The organism is Hymenobacter sp. HDW8, assembly GCF_011305775.1.
Taxonomy (GTDB): Bacteria; Bacteroidota; Bacteroidia; order Cytophagales; family Hymenobacteraceae; genus Hymenobacter; species Hymenobacter radiodurans.
The window spans coordinates 938,114-954,622 of sequence record NZ_CP049907.1 but is presented as its reverse complement, the minus strand read 5'-3'; the positions used below and the strand labels follow the sequence as shown (position 1 = coordinate 954,622).

Genomic DNA, 16,509 nt, shown 5'->3' with positions numbered 1-16,509 from the left:
CGACTGGTTTTGAGCAGTTAATTAATTTCGCCCGTCATGCAGAGCGCGAAGCATCTGGGGTGTTTAGTGAGAATACTGACCTCTCGTCAGCAGGCGAGATGCTTCGCGCTCTGCATGACGGTTACTTTTGCAACCTCAGCAATGCGACGCGAAGCATCGAGTCTCTACACGGTGGCGTACTGGGCCTTTTGCAGCACCTTTTTGTATTCGGAAGGAAAGACCTTGACGAACTTGTCCGCTTCTTCGGCCCAGCTATCCAGCAGATAAGCCGCAAGCTGACTTTGGGTGAGTTGCACGTGCTTGCGCAGCAGCGCCCGAATCTGGTCTTCGTCGTCTGAATCAAGTGGGTCTAGCTCCACCATTTCGGTGTTGCAGTTGTCTGGGAAGCTGCCGTCGGGGTCGTATATCCAGGCTAGGCCGCCGCTCATGCCAGCGGCGAAGTTGCGGCCGGTTTTGCCCAGAATAAGGGCGCGGCCACCCGTCATGTACTCGCAGCCGTGGTCACCCACGCCTTCCACTACGGCCGTGGCGCCGGAATTGCGCACCGCAAACCGTTCCCCCGCCTGGCCCCGCACAAACAGCTCGCCGGAAGTCGCGCCGTACAAGGCCACGTTGCCGATGATGATGTTTTGCTCGGGCACAAACTGGCTGTTAGGTGAAGGAAAAATGACCAACTGCGCCCCCGACAGGCCTTTTCCGACGTAGTCGTTGGCTTCGCCTTCCAGCGTAAGCGACAAGCCTTTGACGCTGAATGCGCCAAAGCTCTGCCCCGCCGAGCCGCTAAATCGGAAGTTGATGGTGTTATGCGGCAGCCCCACCGCGTGGTAGCGTTTGGTTATCTCATTGGAAAGCAGCGTGCCTATCGTCCGGTCGATGTTGCGCACCTTGAAGGAAGCAAAAACCGGCACGCCTTCTTCCAACGCGGGTTGAGCATGCTGGAGCAACTGCCAGTCGAGAATCTCGTCCAGGCCGTGGTCCTGGGTTTCGCTGTTATATAAAGTGCCCCCGAGGGGTTGGCGGCCGGGTGAAGCAACCCACTGAGGTCCAGGGTGCGAGCCTTCCAGTGGGTTATTTCGCGCACCTTCAAGAATTGAGTCCGGCCCACCATCTCGTTCACGGTGCGGAAGCCCAACTCCGCCATGATTTCGCGCAACTCTTCGGCCAGGAAACGAAATAGGTTCACGATGTGCTCCGGCTGACCCGTGAACAGCTTGCGCAGCTCCGGATCTTGGGTAGCCACACCCACGGGGCAGGTATTGAGGTGACATTTGCGCATCATCACGCAGCCGCCCGCAATGAGCGCGGCAGTGGCTACGCCCCATTCTTCGGCCCCGAGCAGGGCAGCAATGGCCAGGTCGCGGCCGGTTTTAAGCTGGCCATCGGCTTGCAGGACCACGCGGCTGCGGAGCTGGTTGCGCAGCAAAGTTTGGTGCGCTTCGGCCAAGCCTAATTCCCAGGGCAAGCCGGCGTGCTTAATGGAGCTCATGGGCGAAGCACCCGTGCCGCCGTCGTAGCCGGCAATCAGAATCACATCCGCGTGCGCTTTGGCCACACCGGCCGCAATGGTACCGACGCCCGCCTTCGACACCAGTTTCACGTTGATGCGGGCGGCGCGGTTGGCATTTTTCAGGTCGAAAATCAGCTGGGCTAAATCCTCGATGGAGTAAATGTCGTGGTGGGGTGGGGGCGAAATAAGGCCTACGCCGGGTGTGGCGTGGCGCACTCGTGCTATCCACTCATCGACCTTATGACCAGGGAGTTGGCCACCTTCGCCGGGTTTTGCCCCCTGCGCCATTTTGATTTGCAGCTCGTCGGCATTTGTCAGGTAATGGGCCGTGACACCGAAGCGGGCCGAGGCAATCTGCTTGATGCCGGAGCGCATAGAGTCGCCGTTGGGCAGCACCTCGTAGCGCATCGGATCCTCGCCGCCCTCGCCCGTATTGCTCTTGGCCCCAATGCGGTTCATGGCAATGGCCAGGGTGCTGTGCGCCTCGTGCGAAATGGAGCCAAACGACATGGCCCCCGTTGCGAAGCGCCGCATGATATCCTCGGCGGGCTCTACCTCATTGAGGGAAATGGGCTCGCGGTGGTGGGCAAAATCCAGCAGGCCCCGGATGCTGAACAGCCGATCGGTTTGCTCGTTGAGCAGACGGGCATAGCGCTGATAGGTCGCGTAGTTGTTGGTGCGAGTGGCGTGCTGAAGCAGGTGCACCGTTTCGGGGTTGAACATGTGGGCCTCGCCCCGGCGGCGCCACTGATACACGCCCCCGTCGGGTAGTAATTGTTGCTCTTCGGGGGTAGTGCTTTTGAAACCCTGAAAGTGCTTATACAGCGTCTCCCGGGCTATTTCATCGAAGCCCAGCCCGCCAATGCGCGTAACAGCCCCGGTGAAACAGTGGTCTACAACTTCCTGGTTGAGGCCCAGAATCTCAAACACCTGCGCCCCGTGGTAGGACTGCAACGTCGAAATTCCCATTTTAGAGAAGATCTTGAGCAAGCCATCGCACACGGCCTTGACGTAGTTTTTGACCAGCTTCGGATGGTCTTCCGGCGAGTCAAATTGTCCCCCAGCCTGCATGGTTTGGATGGTGGAAAGGGCCAGATACGGATTGATGGCCGTAGCTCCAAAGGCTAGCAGACAAGCGAAGTGATGCACTTCCCACACGTCGCCGGCTTCGACTACCAGTCCCACCGAACCACGGTAGCCCTTACGGATAAGGTGGTGATGCACCGCCGATACCGCCAGCAGCGACGGAATAGGCGCGTGCTCTGAGTCCAGGGCGCGGTCGGAGAGAATAAGTACCTCAAACCCGTCACTCACCGCATCCTCCGCATAGCGGCATAGCCGATCAACGCCATTCTGTAGGGAGCCAGGCTTGCCGTCCGCCTTGAAATAGCTCATCAGCGTCTTGGCGTGAAACAAGCCCGTATCGATGCTGCGGAGCTTTTCCAACTCGTGGTTGGTCAGGATGGGCTGATGCAAAGCCACGCAGTGGCAGTGCATTTTGTCCTCGTCGAGGATATTGCCGTTGTTGCCGATAAACGTGGCCAAACTCATCACCAGCCGCTCGCGAATCGGGTCGATGGGCGGGTTGGTGACCTGGGCAAAAAACTGCTTGAAGTAACTGGATAAGTGTTGGGGCTGGTCGGAGAGTACCGCTAGCGGCACATCTACTCCCATGGACCCAATGGGCTCTTTGCCCTCCACGGCCATGGGCGTGATGATGCTGTCAATATCCTCGCGGGTATAGCCAAACACTTGGTGGTATTTGAACACCGACTCGGCCGACAAATCGGTGAACATCTGGCGCGGTTCGGGCAACTCCTCCAGCCGAATCTGGTACTCGTTCAGCCACTGCCCGTACGGCTGCTGGCTAGCGGCCTGGGCTTTAAGCTCTTCGTCCGTAATAATTTGCCCCCCAACGGTATCAACGAGCAACATTTTGCCGGGCTGCAAGCGGCCTTTCTGTACAATTTTGGAATCGGGAATAGGTAGTACGCCGGCCTCGGAAGCTACTAGCACGCGCCCGTCGTTGGTAACTACGTAGCGTAGAGGCCGCAAGCCATTGCGGTCGAGCATAGCCCCGATCATTTTGCCATCGGTAAAGAGCAAGGCCGCCGGACCGTCCCAGGGGCCCATAAACGTGGCGTGGAATTCGTAGAACGCCTTTTTCAGCGGGTCCATCTGCGTGTTGCCGTCCCAGGCCTCGGGCACGAGCATCATCATCACATGCGGCAAGGAGCGGCCCGAGTGCAGCAGAATCTCGGCAATGTTGTCGAGGCAAGCGGAGTCCGACTGGTTGTTGTCGATGACGGGCAGCAGCATGTCCATTTCCTCGGCCGAAAAATAAGGCGAGACGTAGGAGCGCAGGCCGGCATAAAACCAGTTTAGATTGCCCCGAAGCGTGTTTATCTCGCCATTATGGGCCAGCAGCCGAAACGGATGAGCCAGTTTCCAGGATGGAAACGTATTCGTGGAGAAGCGCGAATGCACCATCCCAAACCCCGACGTCACCCGCGCATCGGATAGGTCGGGGAAGTAATGGCGCACCTGATAGGTGGTCAGCTGGCCTTTGTACACGATAACCCGGCAGGAAAACGAAGCGAAGTAGAAATCGTTTTCCGCCTCCGGCACCGCTTCCATAACCGTTTTCGTAATCAGCCGCCGCAGCACAAACAGCTTGCGCTCAAAGTCTTCACTAGTAGTGATGCCGGTTGGCCGCGCCACAAACACTTGCTCCATCACAGGCTCTGCCGCTAAGGCCGTCTGCCCAATACCAGTTGGGTTCACCGGCACCGGCCGATACCCCAGCAGCTGGAAGCCCAATTTTTCAGCAGCGGCATTAATAATAGAGCGGCAGGACTCGCGCTGGGGGGCATTTTTGGGTAAAAAAACCATACCTACCCCGTAGCAGCCCGGCTCAGGCAAACGAATGTTGAGGGCCGTGCACTCTTCCAGAAAAAACCAGTGTGGCACTTGCAGCAGCAAACCGGCTCCATCGCCCGAATCGGAGTCGCAGCCGCAGGCGCCGCGATGCTCCATGTTTTCCAGCATGGTCAGCGCATCCGCAATCGTTTGGTGCGACTTATGGCCGTTGAGAGAAGTGATAAAACCGGTACCACATGCATCATGCTCGAATTCGGGGCGGTACAGGCCTTGCGGGTCAGTAGATTTCATCACCAGAAGTAGGGCGTTAGGGTTCTATCGTGCTGAGCATGGAGCAGCAGCACAGGGTTATAAGTGAGGCAGTACCAAAAGAGAAATAGGTGCCGACTGAGGAAAAAACATCTTCAGTCGGCACCTATTCGGTTACCACAATCGGGTGTCGCTTACGCCAGGCGGCAGCGGCCGCAACTCGGTTAAGCCCAAGATGCACCAGCCAGCTTGCAGGCCAAAAGCGCCGCCCTGCAGCACGTAGCTGATCCAGCGGGCCGTGGAGCGGCCACTGTAGGTCTCGCTTTCTGGTTCGTATTCGCACAGCTGCACGGCGTCGCCCACTTGATAGTTTCGGTCATTTTCGCGCACGTCAAACGTCTTGGCCCCCGACAATGTCGCTTCGAAGCAGGCGGGCCAGATTTTGAGCTCGTGGGTGCGGGTGTGCGACAGGGAAGTAGGTTGATCTAGGGTTGCGATATGGGTAATCATATTGATGGTCATTAGAAGTTGATGTGGGGCCGTGCAGACAAGCACAGCCCATCACGCAGATGTGGGGTCGCAGACCTGCTGGCAGGTCGTCATTCTCAACAAATACAAGTGCCCACACCTGTCACCCGACGTATACCCCAGGCCTGAGTAAATGCCTGGAAGTCAAGGTTAAAAAATGGTTGCCTTTTAAATGGAAGGCTGAAAAAGAAAAATGATGGTACAGTTACCCAGCACCGTAGCAAAAGGCCGAGCCTTTCTGGTAAGCTGGTTCGCCTGCTCCCTGTTGCAGGCGGAATATTGAGCGGGCCGGGTGGGAGGGCGGCAGCAGCTCCAGAGCGTACGTTGGCTGAATATAAGAAATAAATGATTTAAAACTTCAATACCCTTACTTCAGTGCTGTTTAAATAATGAGTGAATTAAAAAACTAAAAGCCAACAACACAGACAAGTAGCAAAGCGTGCCATCAAATAACAGATACGCAGTCCAAAACAAAAAGAAACCGCCCTGGGGGGCAAAACGAGCGCCACGGCCGAATACTCAGCCGTGGCGCTCGTTTTGCCCCCAGGGCGGTTTCTCTTACTTCAACCTTAAAAAAGGAGGTGCGAACGTAGCAGTAACTATTTGGACTTGGAGCGCCTGTACAGTTGAAATCCGCCTTCCAGCACTAGCTGTTGCATTCTGCGCGTCAGAAAGGGGGACTCGCCGGGTGCGGGAAAAGACTGCTTATAAGGAGAGAGGCCCCACTCATACCGAACATTCAGATCCAGGCGGCCCAGCGTAACGCCCGCTCCGGCCTGCACTGAAGCCTGCCACCGCTTGGGGTTTGCGTCCAAGGCGCTCATAGCAGCCTGTAATTCCGGATCCGGGGAAGTAAAATTTCGCGAATTAAAGAGATAGTAACCGATGCTAGGGCCCGCAAACAGGCGCAGCGGCCCAGATTGATAGCCTCCCAGCAGTCGGGCATCAAGGCGCCTGATACGGCTATTAGAATAGGGGAAGGCGCTGCTAGCGTTTGATAGTAAAATCGGAGTCTCTAGGGCCGACATATACCCCAACTCAGGTTGCAGATACCAGCCTGTTTGCCCAATCTTCCAGCGGCCAAACAACGTAATGCTGTTGCCTGTCTCGTCGTTTGATTGATCGGCCAGTGGATCAATTAGAATGGAATTGTACCGAAAGGCATAGCGATCTGCCTTCAAGCGTGCAATATTAAACCCTGCGCTAATGCCGGCAGCTTGTAGCTGTTGTGCGTAAGTGGGCGTTGCAAAGCAATACAAGCCTAGTGCTGCAAGGCTGCTAAATGCAATTCTTCTCATTGGGATGAGGGTATGGATATATCAAAAAATAATGGTCCTAAAAGCTAGCCTCGAAATAAGCCCCCGGTGGCACTAGTTGAGCGAGTATACTGGGCGGTACTATAGTGAAGAGCTTACGTGGTGATGTAATGGTTGCAGCCAAATGGCAAAAACGTTATCGTCTAACACACTGCTTGCCTTTGTAGTAATGACACAAAAAAGCCCATTCGATTACCGAATGGGCTTTTTATAAGGCGATTAATCAGGCTTATTTGCCCAACTTCGCTTTCAGATTTTCATCCAACGCTTCTAGGAACTCCTCGGTGTAGAGGTAATCCTTGCCGTGCGACACCTTATTGCCGTGAATACAAACGGCCAAGTCCTTAGTCATCTTACCGCTTTCTACCGTTTCGATGCAAACGGCTTCCAACGTTTTGCAGAAGTCAATCAACTCCTGATTGTTGTCCAGAATTCCGCGGAACTCTAGGCCGCGGGTCCAAGCAAAAATGGACGCGATAGGGTTCGTAGAAGTTGGCTTGCCCGCCTGATGGTCGCGGTAGTGACGCGTTACGGTGCCGTGCGCGGCTTCGGCCTCCATTACAGTGCCATCTGGGGTAACTAGGGTAGAAGTCATCAAACCCAGCGACCCAAAGCCCTGCGCTACGGTGTCGCTTTGCACATCGCCATCGTAGTTTTTGCAGGCCCACACAAAGTTGCCGTTCCACTTTAGAGCGGAGGCCACCATGTCATCAATCAGGCGATGTTCATAGGTAATGCCTGCGGCCGTGAACTTGGCGCTGTAATCCTGCTCGTAAATTTCCTGGAAAATGTCCTTAAAACGTCCGTCGTATTTCTTCAGAATAGTGTTTTTGGTCGACAAGTACAGCGGCCAGCCTTTCATCAGGGCTTGGTTGAAGCAAGCGTGAGCAAACCCCCGGATTGACTCATCCGTGTTGTACATGGCCAGCGCCACCCCGTCGCTCTTGAAGTTGAATACCTCGAAAGACTGGGTTTCACCGCCGTCTTCTGGGGTGAAGGTGATGGTAAGCTTACCTTTTCCTTTGGTCACGAAATCAGTAGCCCGGTACTGGTCGCCGAAAGCGTGGCGGCCAATGCAGATGGGAGCCGTCCAGTTGGGAACCAGGCGGGGCACATTGCTCATCACAATGGGCTCACGAAATACAGTACCGTCCAGGATGTTGCGGATTGTGCCGTTTGGCGATTTCCACATCTGCTTCAGGTTAAACTCTTTTACCCGCTCTTCATCGGGTGTGATGGTGGCGCACTTAATACCTACTCCATACTGCCGGATGGCGTTGGCAGCGTCGATAGTAACTTGGTCACCGGTCGCATCGCGGTACTCAATGCCCAGATCATAGTACTTGATGTCGAGGTCGAGATAAGGCGTGATCAACTTGTCCTTAATAAACTTCCAGATGATGCGCGTCATTTCGTCGCCATCAAGCTCCACTACCGGGTTTGCTACTTTGATTTTTGTCATTTCCTCAGGGAAAAGTTGGTTGATATTTTCCGCTTAATGTGTTGCCCGAAGATACGGGCCCAATCTTATCTTGTTCAAGAGGCGACGACAAAATCAACTAATTGCCGAACCCAACAGGGCCCACACAACCTGGCTGCTTTAGCAACTCAAGCCTTACCTAATATTTAATAGCGGATAGTCCTTTAAAACGGAAAACATGTGCCGTTGGCCCTTCTCCGATAAGTGAATAACATCTCGGTAATCGCTCTCATGGAAGTTATAATCTAGCTCTTGGATAACAGAGATTGCATTTGTACGACAAAATGAGAGTATCTCCTGACCTTGCCGATTATACTGTTTGCTTTTTAGCTCCGCTTTATCCGCATGTAGGTAGATCACCAGTGGAATATTTTTGCGGCGGGCATAAGTATTAAAATTGGCAAAACCACTGTTGAACGGGGTCCCGACAGCCTGTTTATTAATTACTAAATCGGTGGTTAGAGCATCAGGAGCACGGGATGCAGCGAAATATTTCAGGATGTACCGGGGGTAGACATAGTGCGCCACAACTTCAAATAGGGCTAATCTATACTGCTTTTTTGGGTAGCTAGGATGCACCCCCACGGTGCGTTTAAAGGACATATTATCATAAGCATCATGCGAGCTGACCACCAGTAAGATTGCTTTGGCTCCAAAGTCCCCATACTTCTGCAGATACGCAAAGCAGTTATCAGGTCCCCAAGATCCCGCCCCGATATTGATTACTAATGTCTTGTTTGATTTTCCTTTCGATAGGTAAGCGGATAAGAGAGTCGTTGCCAAACTATCTTGATCTGTTTGTGCCCCACCATTAATTACAGAATCTCCAAAGCCTAAGATTACTGTTGTGTCACTGGGCATCAGTTCTCTGTTGCGTTGAGAAAAGCGATTGTAAAAGCTTGTTTTATGGAATCGAAAACGACGCTGTGGTACTGCTATATATTCAAATTGATTATCGGCTCGAAACAAAATTGCATCACCTAACCCATACTCCTTCCGCAGTATAACTTCTGTAAGCAGAAGCGATACAGCCAGGATCGAAACGGCATAGAGTGACCTTTTAAGCATCCGTATAAAGCTGTGTAGTTCACTCCGAAATAGTTAAGCTATTTATAGGGCTTTACCAAGCATATTCAATAAGAAAGAGGCGTACACTAAGTTGACATACTTAGGCAATGGTTATCTAATTTGAATTATTGATATATCAACTATATTTGTATCAAATAAAAATGTATGATCGTCGATACCCCAACCCAAACTGTACTTTATACCCTCGAGCAAGCCATTAAGGCGTACCGAAAGCTTTGTCAGCAGAACATTGATAAAGTCATGGATAAGCTCACCGTGGATCAAGCCCTGATTCTGATTGTACTGGATAAGCACCCGGCCCTTAACCAGCAACAGATTGCCGATCTGGTATTTAAAGACAAAGCATCGCTGACTCGCATCATTGAGCTGTTGGTCCAAAAGGACTTACTCACGCGAGAGATTCACGCCACCGATCGTCGGAAATTTGAGCTGCACCTTACAGTTCAAGGGCGGCACACCTTGGCCCAGTTAACTGATACCATTCTGCTCAATCAAAGAACAGCGCTTGCGGGCCTAAGTGAAGCGGAACTCGCCCAGTTCCACACAACACTGCAGAAAATCATTGCTAACTGCACCACTCCGGCCCTATGCGCATAACACTTATTGCATTCCTGTTTTGCCTGGGCATCATTAGCTCCAGTGTAGGTCAACTGTCCGTGCGGCAACAATTAGCGGCCTATATGCAGGCGCAACACGATGTGAACCGCTTCGCCGGAGTGGTGCTTATTACGCGTCACGATTCGGTGCTGCTGCACCAAGCCTACGGGCTGGCTGATGCAGAATGGGCTGTGTCCAACACCCCAGATACCAAGTTTGCCCTGGCTTCCATCACTAAGCACATTACGGCACTGGCTATTCTGCAGCTAGCCGAACGCGGCCAACTCCGACTCACGGATAAGCTCAGCAAGTTCCTGCCAGGGTTTCCCAATGGCGACGCCATATCCTTGCACCAACTGCTGACCCACACGGCCGGCCTGTCACTTGACTTTGAAGAACTGTACCTGAATCACACGGCTATATCAAAAGATTCTGCTTTGGCATTTATCAAAAAGCAGCCTGTTCAATTTGCCCCCGGCACTCAGATGGGGTACAGCAATGTCGGGTACTTTTTGCTGGGCCAGATCATTGAGAAAGCTTCGGGAATGTCGTATGGTGTGTATCTGCAAAAATACATCTTCGATGTGGCTGGGATGACAAACACTGGCCTGCATAGTAACACCGCACTTGTGCCCAGACTGGCTCGCTCGTATTGCCGAGAAGGCGAGTCATTTATCAAGAACCCTTACATCAATTGGGACCTTAACGTGGGACACGACGGGCTATATTCCACGGCCGGCGACCTAGCCAAGCTAGACCGTGCAATGAAGGGCACCGCACTGCTTTCAAACGCCTCCAAAGCGCTCATGGCTACCCAGCACAATAAGCGGTTTCCGGGTAAAGGCTTTATCGACCATTACGGCTACGGTGTATTCGTGGATCCCTATTATAACCATGGCCACTACCTTTTAACCCACAGTGGGGGCTATTTTGGCGCCATGACGACCATGGACCGCTACCCTCAAGATGATATTTTTGTCACGGTATTGTCGAACAATCAAGCTGAATCGCACTGGATCAGCTATGGGCTTGCTGGCATCCTGTTCGGTAAAACTGTGGAAGTGCCATATATTCATCGTCCCGTAGCCGCCACGCCGTCCAAATTGCCTGACTATGCAGGGCACTACGAGGAAATTTACATTCTCTATGCCAACGGTCACCTGTATCTACAGGACGAGGAGGCGCCCTTAGTGCCGGAATCTGCCCGAAAGTTTTTCAACCGCAACAATCCTGACCGGACGGTAGAGTTTCTGACCACCAAATCGGGACGCGTATATGCCCTGACTTTAACGAAAGGAGGTGTGAAAGACCCACCCCGGAAAAAAAGCGCATCTGCCAGGCGCTAGCAATACCTGTTGCCTAAGCATGTGCTATTATTTTCAAACTGTACTTCCAAGTGAAGACAGCTCAAATGCAAAAGGCCGCTCTACGAGGTGTAGAGCGGCCTTTTTTAGCTTAAAACAAGTGGCTTAGAGTAGTCCGTAGGGGAATCGAACCCCTGTTGGTAGAATGAAAATCTACTGTCCTAACCCCTAGACGAACGGACCAGATGATGTGCCTTACTCGTTTTTAGTGGTGCAAAGATAAGGGAGAGATAATTCAGCGCAATACGTACGGTCAAAAAAAAAGCCCCCCAGTCGCAAATAGGCTGACTTTCAGGAAGAAATTCTTTTTGTGGGGGGCAAATTTAGAGTTTATAAGCCGTCGGGAGTGGCAAAAAACCGTAAGAGAGGAAGCATTGCAGAAGGCTTAGTAGTTGATTTGGCTATATTCCCTTAGCCCTGTACCTTCGCTGCGCGTTTCCACCAGGGGCCCTCGTGGTCTTTTTAATTCCCAAACCCCAAACTTTTCATCATGGCTAAAATTAAAGTCGCCATCAACGGCTTCGGTCGCATTGGTCGCCTCACGTTCAAGTCTCTGCTCGGCCGCGACAACGTGGAAGTCGTGGCCATTAACGACCTGACTGATAATAAGACGCTGGCTCACCTGCTCAAATATGACTCTGTACATGGTCGCTTCAACGGCACAGTAGAGTTCGATGACAACAGCCTGACAGTAAACGGCCAACGCATTCAAGCGCTAGCCGAGCGCGATCCGAAGCTATTGCCTTGGGGCGAACTGGGCGTCGACGTAGTATTAGAATCTACAGGGCGCTTCGTAGATGAGGCTGGCGCTGGCCAACACCTTACTGCCGGCTGCAAAAAAGTTGTGATTTCGGCTCCTGCTACGGGCAACATTCCAACCGTAGTACTGGGTGTAAACGAAGACATCCTGACCGGCGACGAAACCATTCTGTCTAACGCCAGCTGCACTACCAACTGCCTAGCCCCCATGGCAAAGGTGTTGGATGAGGCTTTCGGCATTGAGAAAGGCTACATCACCACGGTGCACGCTTATACTTCCGACCAAAATCTGCAGGACGCGCCGCACAAAGATTTGCGTCGGGCCCGCGCTGCTGCTTTAAGCATTATTCCGACCAGCACTGGCGCCGCGAAGGCCGTAGGGTTGGTATTGCCCCAGCTAAAAGGCAAGCTCGATGGTATCGCTATGCGCGTGCCCGTGCCGGATGGCTCGACCACTGACCTGACCGTAATTCTGAAGCAGGAAGTAACAAAGGAGCAAATCAACGACGCCGTACGTAAGGCTGCTGAAGGCCCTATGAAAGGCATCATTGAGTACTCCACCGACCCGTTGGTGAGCATCGACATCGTAGGCAATCCTCACTCTTGCATCTTCGACTCGCAGCTGACTGCCGCTAATGGCACGCTGGTGAAAGTGGTAGGCTGGTACGATAATGAGTTTGGCTACAGCACGCGCACCGCTGATTTGATTCAGCAGTTGGGCGAGAAAATGGCTAAGTAGGGCCTGCTATATTGCCTTTTAATAAAAAAAGCCCGCCCACTTTGGGTGGGCTTTTCTTTTAGTGATTTGACGCGGCTGGGGGGCTTTTTTGCTTGTTTTGACTATTGTCGAGACGCGACCTTTCACAGTTCAATACTTCAACTTACGCCGCTACTCAACCTTGCGCTTCGCGCCGCGTTTCTATCCATCTATGCCCGCTAAGCCGCGTATCTGTTTTATTCTGAATCCTGCTTCTGGTACTAACCGTGCGCAAGATGTGCCAGCCCTGATTGAGCGTTACCTCGATCATACGGCCGTTGACCACGCCCTGCGCCTAACAGCTTATGCGGGGCACGCAGAAGAAATAGCTCGCACCGCTGCTGCTGAGGGGTTTCGCACGGTAGTAGCCGTAGGCGGCGACGGAACAGTGAACGAAGTGGGCCGCGGCTTACTGGGTACGAATGCTGCGATGGGTATCCTACCGCGCGGCTCCGGCAACGGCTTGGCCCGCCATTTAGAGGTGCCATTGGCTTTGCCCGCCGCCATCCGCCGAATGAGCCAGCCTGAGTTTCAGCGTATGGATGTAGGTCGGATTAATGGTCGTCCATTTTTCTGCACGGCCGGGCTTGGTTTTGATGCCCACGTAAGCAAGTGCTTTGCCACGGCTGGTACGCGCGGCCTGGGCACGTATGTGCGCGTGGCGCTTCGTGAGTACCGAACTTTCCAGCCAAAGCCCATTACCGTCACGCTCAACAACCGCACACTGACCACCGATTGCTACGTGCTGGCCTTTGCGAATGCCGGGCAGTATGGCAACAACGCCTACATTGCCCCCCGCGCCGATATTCGCGACGGATTACTAGACGTGTGCCTGATTGATGCGCTGCCGATACGTCGGGCCGTGCGCGTGGCTATTGGCTTAGCCCTAGGCGATTTGCCCCAGTCGGGAGCCGCAGTATATCATACCTCACGACACGTATTGGTTGAGGCCGCCGCGCCCATGGGGTTTCATGTGGATGGCGACTATGCCGGCGAGGCCACTAGCTTTGAAATTGAATTGTTGCCTCTAGCTTTGGAGGTAGCCGTATAACCCAAAACTGATTTCCGCTTTACATTTTGCTATGAAAGCCGACAAAAACCGCCGCAGCCGCGAAGGCGTGGTGTACTCCACCAACTCCGACTTTTCTTATCAGCATGCCGATGAGGAATCGGTGGTAACCTTGCCGCCCCAGCAGCAAAATCTGCGCGTGCACCTCGACCGCAAAAGCGGGGGCAAACAAGTAACGCTCATCACCGGCTTCGTTGGTCAAGATGCGGATCTACAAACCCTGGCTAAGCTGCTGAAAACCAAATGTGGAGTGGGCGGCAACGCCAAAGACGGCGACATCCTCATTCAGGGCGACTTTCGAGATAAAGTGATGGGCGTACTGCTAGATCAGGGCTACAAAGCGAAGAAAGCCGGAGGCTAATCCGGCAGAAAGGGCGTATGCAGCGGTAGCTGGTTTAGCACACAACTTTTAATTGCGCAGTCCTTTGCTCACTTAGATGGAAGCCGTCAACCCACGCGAAATAGCCGAAAGCGGCATTATAAACGCCGTACAGTGGCTAAAGCTGGGTGTCGAAACTGTTGGGGCGTTCATTATTGCCCTAGGCATACTCGTAGCAGCCTGGTTGCTGCTAAAAGCATTAATACAGCGTCGAACGGCCAATTTCACGGCTATTCGCCTGACACTGGCCCGCTACTTGGCCCTGGCGCTGGAGTTTCAACTAGGCGCCGATATTCTCTCCACAGCAATTGCCCCAAGTTGGGAGCAAATTGGGCAGCTCGGCGCCATTGCCGTCATCCGAACGGGTCTCAACTATTTCTTAACCAAGGAAATGCAGCAGGAAGAGCGTCAAAGTGCCGAACAAGCTGTGACGGAGCGTGCACATCAAACTCCTAGTAGCTAAGAGGAAAAATTACCCTTGACTCTGTAAATACCTTTTAGCCCGCTCCACATCCTCCGGCGTGTCAATACCGATAGTTTCGCGCTCTGTTTCAGCAGTTAGGATACGGTAGCCATTTTCCAGCCACCGCAGTTGCTCCAGGCTTTCGGCCTGTTCTAGTGAGGAAGGCGGCAGTTTCGTAATTGCGGCCAGCACATCGGGCCGGTAAGCATACAGACCGATGTGGCGTAGATAGCGATGATGCGCAAGCCACTGATCCGACTCAAATTGACGCTGATAGGGCAGGGGGTGACGACTGAAATACAAGGCGTAGCCTTGGGAGTCAAGTACCACTTTGGGCAGATGCGGACTGAATAATTCTTCGTTATTAAGTACAGGTTTAACCAGAGTAGCAATCTGGGGGCATTTTCTCCCTTAAAAAGCGCTATTAGCGAGTCAATTTGGGCAGGGTGAATAAAAGGCTCATCGCCTTGAATATTAATGATACAATCAGCAGCGGGCTGTATCCGCTGATAGGCGTCGTATATCCGATCAGTGCCACTGGGGTGTTCAGGGTCAGTGAGCATAGCTTCACCCCCGAAATCTTCAACGTGTTGATAGATGCGCTCATCATCCGTAGCTACCACCACTCGGCTCAGACTAGACAGCCGCGCCTGCTCTACCACTCGTTGAATCATGGATTTGCCCCCCAGATCAACCAATGGCTTGCCGGGTAAGCGAGTGGAAGCATAGCGAGCGGGAATAATCCCAATGGCGTGGATCATAAAAAGAAGTTTAGGGAAGCTGAATACGAGCGGGGGGCTTTTTTGCAAAGAACAACGAAAACCCCGAATTGAACGACGGTTATATAAGGTGTGTGGCGTGGCAGGCCAATAAATGACACCCAGCCACGTTAGTTGTAAGTAGTTTATCAATGGCCTTTGAGCCTCGCAGAAATGGCATTTTTGGGACTCAGCTGGGATTATTTTTTATCTTTCGGCGCTTTTAAATTTCCCCCTAAGCTGCCCCACCCAGATTTTGGGGCCACTCGTTTTTCGCGAACTGCTCGTATGACCCGTTTTTTGTTGCTGCTGCCTGCGTTTATTCTCGCTGGTTTTGCCGCTACCGCCGCGCCCCGGCTCGCACTCCCCCCGATTCTATTGGGGTTGAATACCGCAATAATAAAATGTTTATCAAGCACCGTGTGGTGGCCGGTGAGACCCTCTACGGCCTCTCACGGCGCTATTCAGTGCCCGTTGAGCAAATTGTGGAAACCAACTCTTCGCTCAAAGGTGCCCTCGTTACGGGCCAAGTAGTGTTGGTGCCCCGCACACGGGTAGTGCTCACAACGCCCGCACCAACTAGTACCGCCGCGCGACCCTCAGCACCCGCCAACACAGTTGCTGCGGCCCGATCTCTGCCTACCGATAACAACGGAAACCGCGTATATACAGTGCAAAAAGGGCAGACACTGTACGCCGTAGCGCGTCTATTTCAGCTTGCACCCGCCGACCTGGCGCGCTTTAATAACCTGCCTGCAACTACTGGAGTAAAAGTAGGGCAGCGCCTGATTATTGTGCCGGCCGGTGCCAAGGCGCCTGCAACGGCGGCAGCTACTCCGCCATCTGCACCTGCAGAGGCACCTGCTACTGCCGCACCTGCTTCGGCGCCAGCGCCTGCAACGCCTAAACCAGTCGCGTCGGCCCCGGTGCCTGCTCGAACGGCTCCTGTTGCGACTAACACCAAAGATTCAGTGCGTACTCCGGCCCAAATTGCTGAGGAACGTGCGCCGGAGCGAGCCAGCGAAGTAGTGCGTCGCGTGACCGAAAGCGGCTTGGCCACCAAAATTGAAGGCACCGGCACCGATAAATACCTGGCCTTGCACAAAACGGCTGCTGTTGGTACCATCATGCAGGTGCGCAACATCATGAATGGACAGTCGGTGTACGTGCGTGTCATTGGGCAACTGCCCGATACAGGCGAAAACAGCAATATTCTGGTGCGCCTCTCGCCTCGCGCCGTGCAGCGCCTCTCTACACCCGACAGCCGCTTCCGGGTCGAAACTTCATACGTGCCATAAGCAAGAGCCTGAGACT

12 protein-coding genes, 1 tRNA gene and 2 pseudogenes are annotated in these 16,509 nt (G+C 53.4%); 7 read left to right on the top strand and 8 right to left on the bottom strand.

Annotated elements, in window-relative coordinates; all coding sequences use genetic code 11:
* Positions 1-164: 164 nt before the first annotated feature.
* The 5 genes and pseudogenes from gltB to G7064_RS03995 form a co-directional block, all read right to left on the bottom strand.
* A pseudogene (gene gltB, locus G7064_RS04015) lies at positions 165-4,678 on the bottom strand (glutamate synthase large subunit).
* A 132-nt stretch (positions 4,679-4,810) separates the two neighbouring features.
* Positions 4,811-5,146 (bottom strand): ASCH/PUA domain-containing protein, encoded by a 336-nt coding sequence (locus tag G7064_RS04010; RefSeq protein WP_165963526.1) that lies wholly within the window; start codon positions 5,144-5,146, stop codon positions 4,811-4,813.
* A gap of 617 nt (positions 5,147-5,763) precedes the next feature.
* Complete coding sequence (locus G7064_RS04005; protein ID WP_410505529.1) at positions 5,764-6,345, bottom strand: outer membrane beta-barrel protein; 582 nt, start codon at positions 6,343-6,345, stop codon at positions 5,764-5,766.
* A gap of 364 nt (positions 6,346-6,709) precedes the next feature.
* Positions 6,710-7,942: an NADP-dependent isocitrate dehydrogenase gene (locus tag G7064_RS04000; protein WP_133272460.1), complete on the bottom strand. Its 1,233-nt coding sequence runs from the start codon at positions 7,940-7,942 to the stop codon at positions 6,710-6,712.
* A gap of 153 nt (positions 7,943-8,095) precedes the next feature.
* Positions 8,096-9,028: a hypothetical protein gene (locus G7064_RS03995; protein ID WP_166072548.1), complete on the bottom strand. Its 933-nt coding sequence runs from the start codon at positions 9,026-9,028 to the stop codon at positions 8,096-8,098.
* 165 nt (positions 9,029-9,193) lie between these two features.
* Here G7064_RS03995 and G7064_RS03990 point away from each other — a divergent pair, with 165 nt between their 5' ends.
* Both G7064_RS03990 and G7064_RS03985 read left to right on the top strand, forming a co-directional pair.
* A complete protein-coding gene (locus G7064_RS03990) occupies positions 9,194-9,646 on the top strand; it encodes a MarR family winged helix-turn-helix transcriptional regulator (protein WP_166072547.1) in 453 nt (150 codons plus the stop codon).
* The gene (locus G7064_RS03985) at positions 9,637-10,992 is read left to right on the top strand and encodes a serine hydrolase domain-containing protein (protein ID WP_166072546.1); all 1,356 of its coding nucleotides are present in this window, start codon (positions 9,637-9,639) and stop codon (positions 10,990-10,992) included. The genes G7064_RS03990 and G7064_RS03985 overlap by 10 nt, the downstream gene beginning before the upstream one ends.
* A 129-nt stretch (positions 10,993-11,121) precedes the next feature.
* Here G7064_RS03985 and G7064_RS03980 read toward each other — a convergent pair.
* Positions 11,122-11,193 (bottom strand) — tRNA-Glu (locus G7064_RS03980).
* 307 nt (positions 11,194-11,500) lie between these two features.
* On the opposite strand from G7064_RS03980, the gene gap reads away from it, so the two are divergent.
* The 4 genes from gap (at position 11,501) to G7064_RS03960 (ending at position 14,437) form a co-directional block, all read left to right on the top strand.
* Entirely contained in the window at positions 11,501-12,508 is a 1,008-nt protein-coding gene (gene gap / locus G7064_RS03975; protein ID WP_133272483.1) for a type I glyceraldehyde-3-phosphate dehydrogenase, read from the top strand.
* Positions 12,509-12,605: 97 nt separating this feature from the next.
* Positions 12,606-13,577 (top strand): diacylglycerol/lipid kinase family protein, encoded by a 972-nt coding sequence (locus G7064_RS03970; RefSeq protein ID WP_240935714.1) that lies wholly within the window; start codon positions 12,606-12,608, stop codon positions 13,575-13,577.
* 31 nt (positions 13,578-13,608) lie between these two features.
* The gene (locus G7064_RS03965; RefSeq protein ID WP_166072545.1) at positions 13,609-13,956 is read left to right on the top strand and encodes a translation initiation factor; all 348 of its coding nucleotides are present in this window, start codon (positions 13,609-13,611) and stop codon (positions 13,954-13,956) included.
* 76 nt (positions 13,957-14,032) lie between these two features.
* A complete protein-coding gene (locus tag G7064_RS03960; protein ID WP_166072544.1) occupies positions 14,033-14,437 on the top strand; it encodes a DUF1622 domain-containing protein in 405 nt (134 codons plus the stop codon).
* Positions 14,438-14,446: 9 nt separating this feature from the next.
* On the opposite strand, the gene G7064_RS22965 is transcribed toward G7064_RS03960, so the two are convergent.
* Together G7064_RS22965 and G7064_RS22960 are read right to left on the bottom strand one after the other, a co-directional pair.
* Positions 14,447-14,776, bottom strand: coding sequence for a cytidylyltransferase domain-containing protein (locus G7064_RS22965; RefSeq protein ID WP_317172853.1), 330 nt, complete (start codon positions 14,774-14,776; stop codon positions 14,447-14,449).
* A 122-nt stretch (positions 14,777-14,898) separates the two neighbouring features.
* Positions 14,899-15,198 (bottom strand): annotated as a pseudogene (locus G7064_RS22960) (cytidylyltransferase domain-containing protein); the annotation flags it as partial.
* 401 nt (positions 15,199-15,599) lie between these two features.
* Between G7064_RS22960 and G7064_RS03950 the strand changes: the two are divergent.
* Positions 15,600-16,493, top strand: a complete 894-nt coding sequence (locus tag G7064_RS03950) for a LysM peptidoglycan-binding domain-containing protein (protein ID WP_166072543.1) — start codon at positions 15,600-15,602, stop codon at positions 16,491-16,493.
* Positions 16,494-16,509 lie beyond the last annotated feature (16 nt).

Bases quoted from the DNA above. Each gene is read 5' to 3' on its own strand.
- gap (WP_133272483.1), top strand. From the start codon at position 11,501: ATGGCTAAAATTAAAGTCGCCATCAACGGCTTCGGTCGCATTGGTCGC.
- G7064_RS03985 (WP_166072546.1), top strand. From the start codon at position 9,637: ATGCGCATAACACTTATTGCATTCCTGTTTTGCCTGGGCATCATTAGC.
- G7064_RS03950 (WP_166072543.1), top strand. From the start codon at position 15,600: ATGTTTATCAAGCACCGTGTGGTGGCCGGTGAGACCCTCTACGGCCTC.
- G7064_RS03965 (WP_166072545.1), top strand. From the start codon at position 13,609: ATGAAAGCCGACAAAAACCGCCGCAGCCGCGAAGGCGTGGTGTACTCC.
- G7064_RS03990 (WP_166072547.1), top strand. From the start codon at position 9,194: ATGATCGTCGATACCCCAACCCAAACTGTACTTTATACCCTCGAGCAA.
- G7064_RS03995 (WP_166072548.1), bottom strand. From the start codon at position 9,028: ATGCTTAAAAGGTCACTCTATGCCGTTTCGATCCTGGCTGTATCGCTT.
- G7064_RS04010 (WP_165963526.1), bottom strand. From the start codon at position 5,146: ATGATTACCCATATCGCAACCCTAGATCAACCTACTTCCCTGTCGCAC.
- G7064_RS03960 (WP_166072544.1), top strand. From the start codon at position 14,033: ATGGAAGCCGTCAACCCACGCGAAATAGCCGAAAGCGGCATTATAAAC.
- G7064_RS04000 (WP_133272460.1), bottom strand. From the start codon at position 7,942: ATGACAAAAATCAAAGTAGCAAACCCGGTAGTGGAGCTTGATGGCGAC.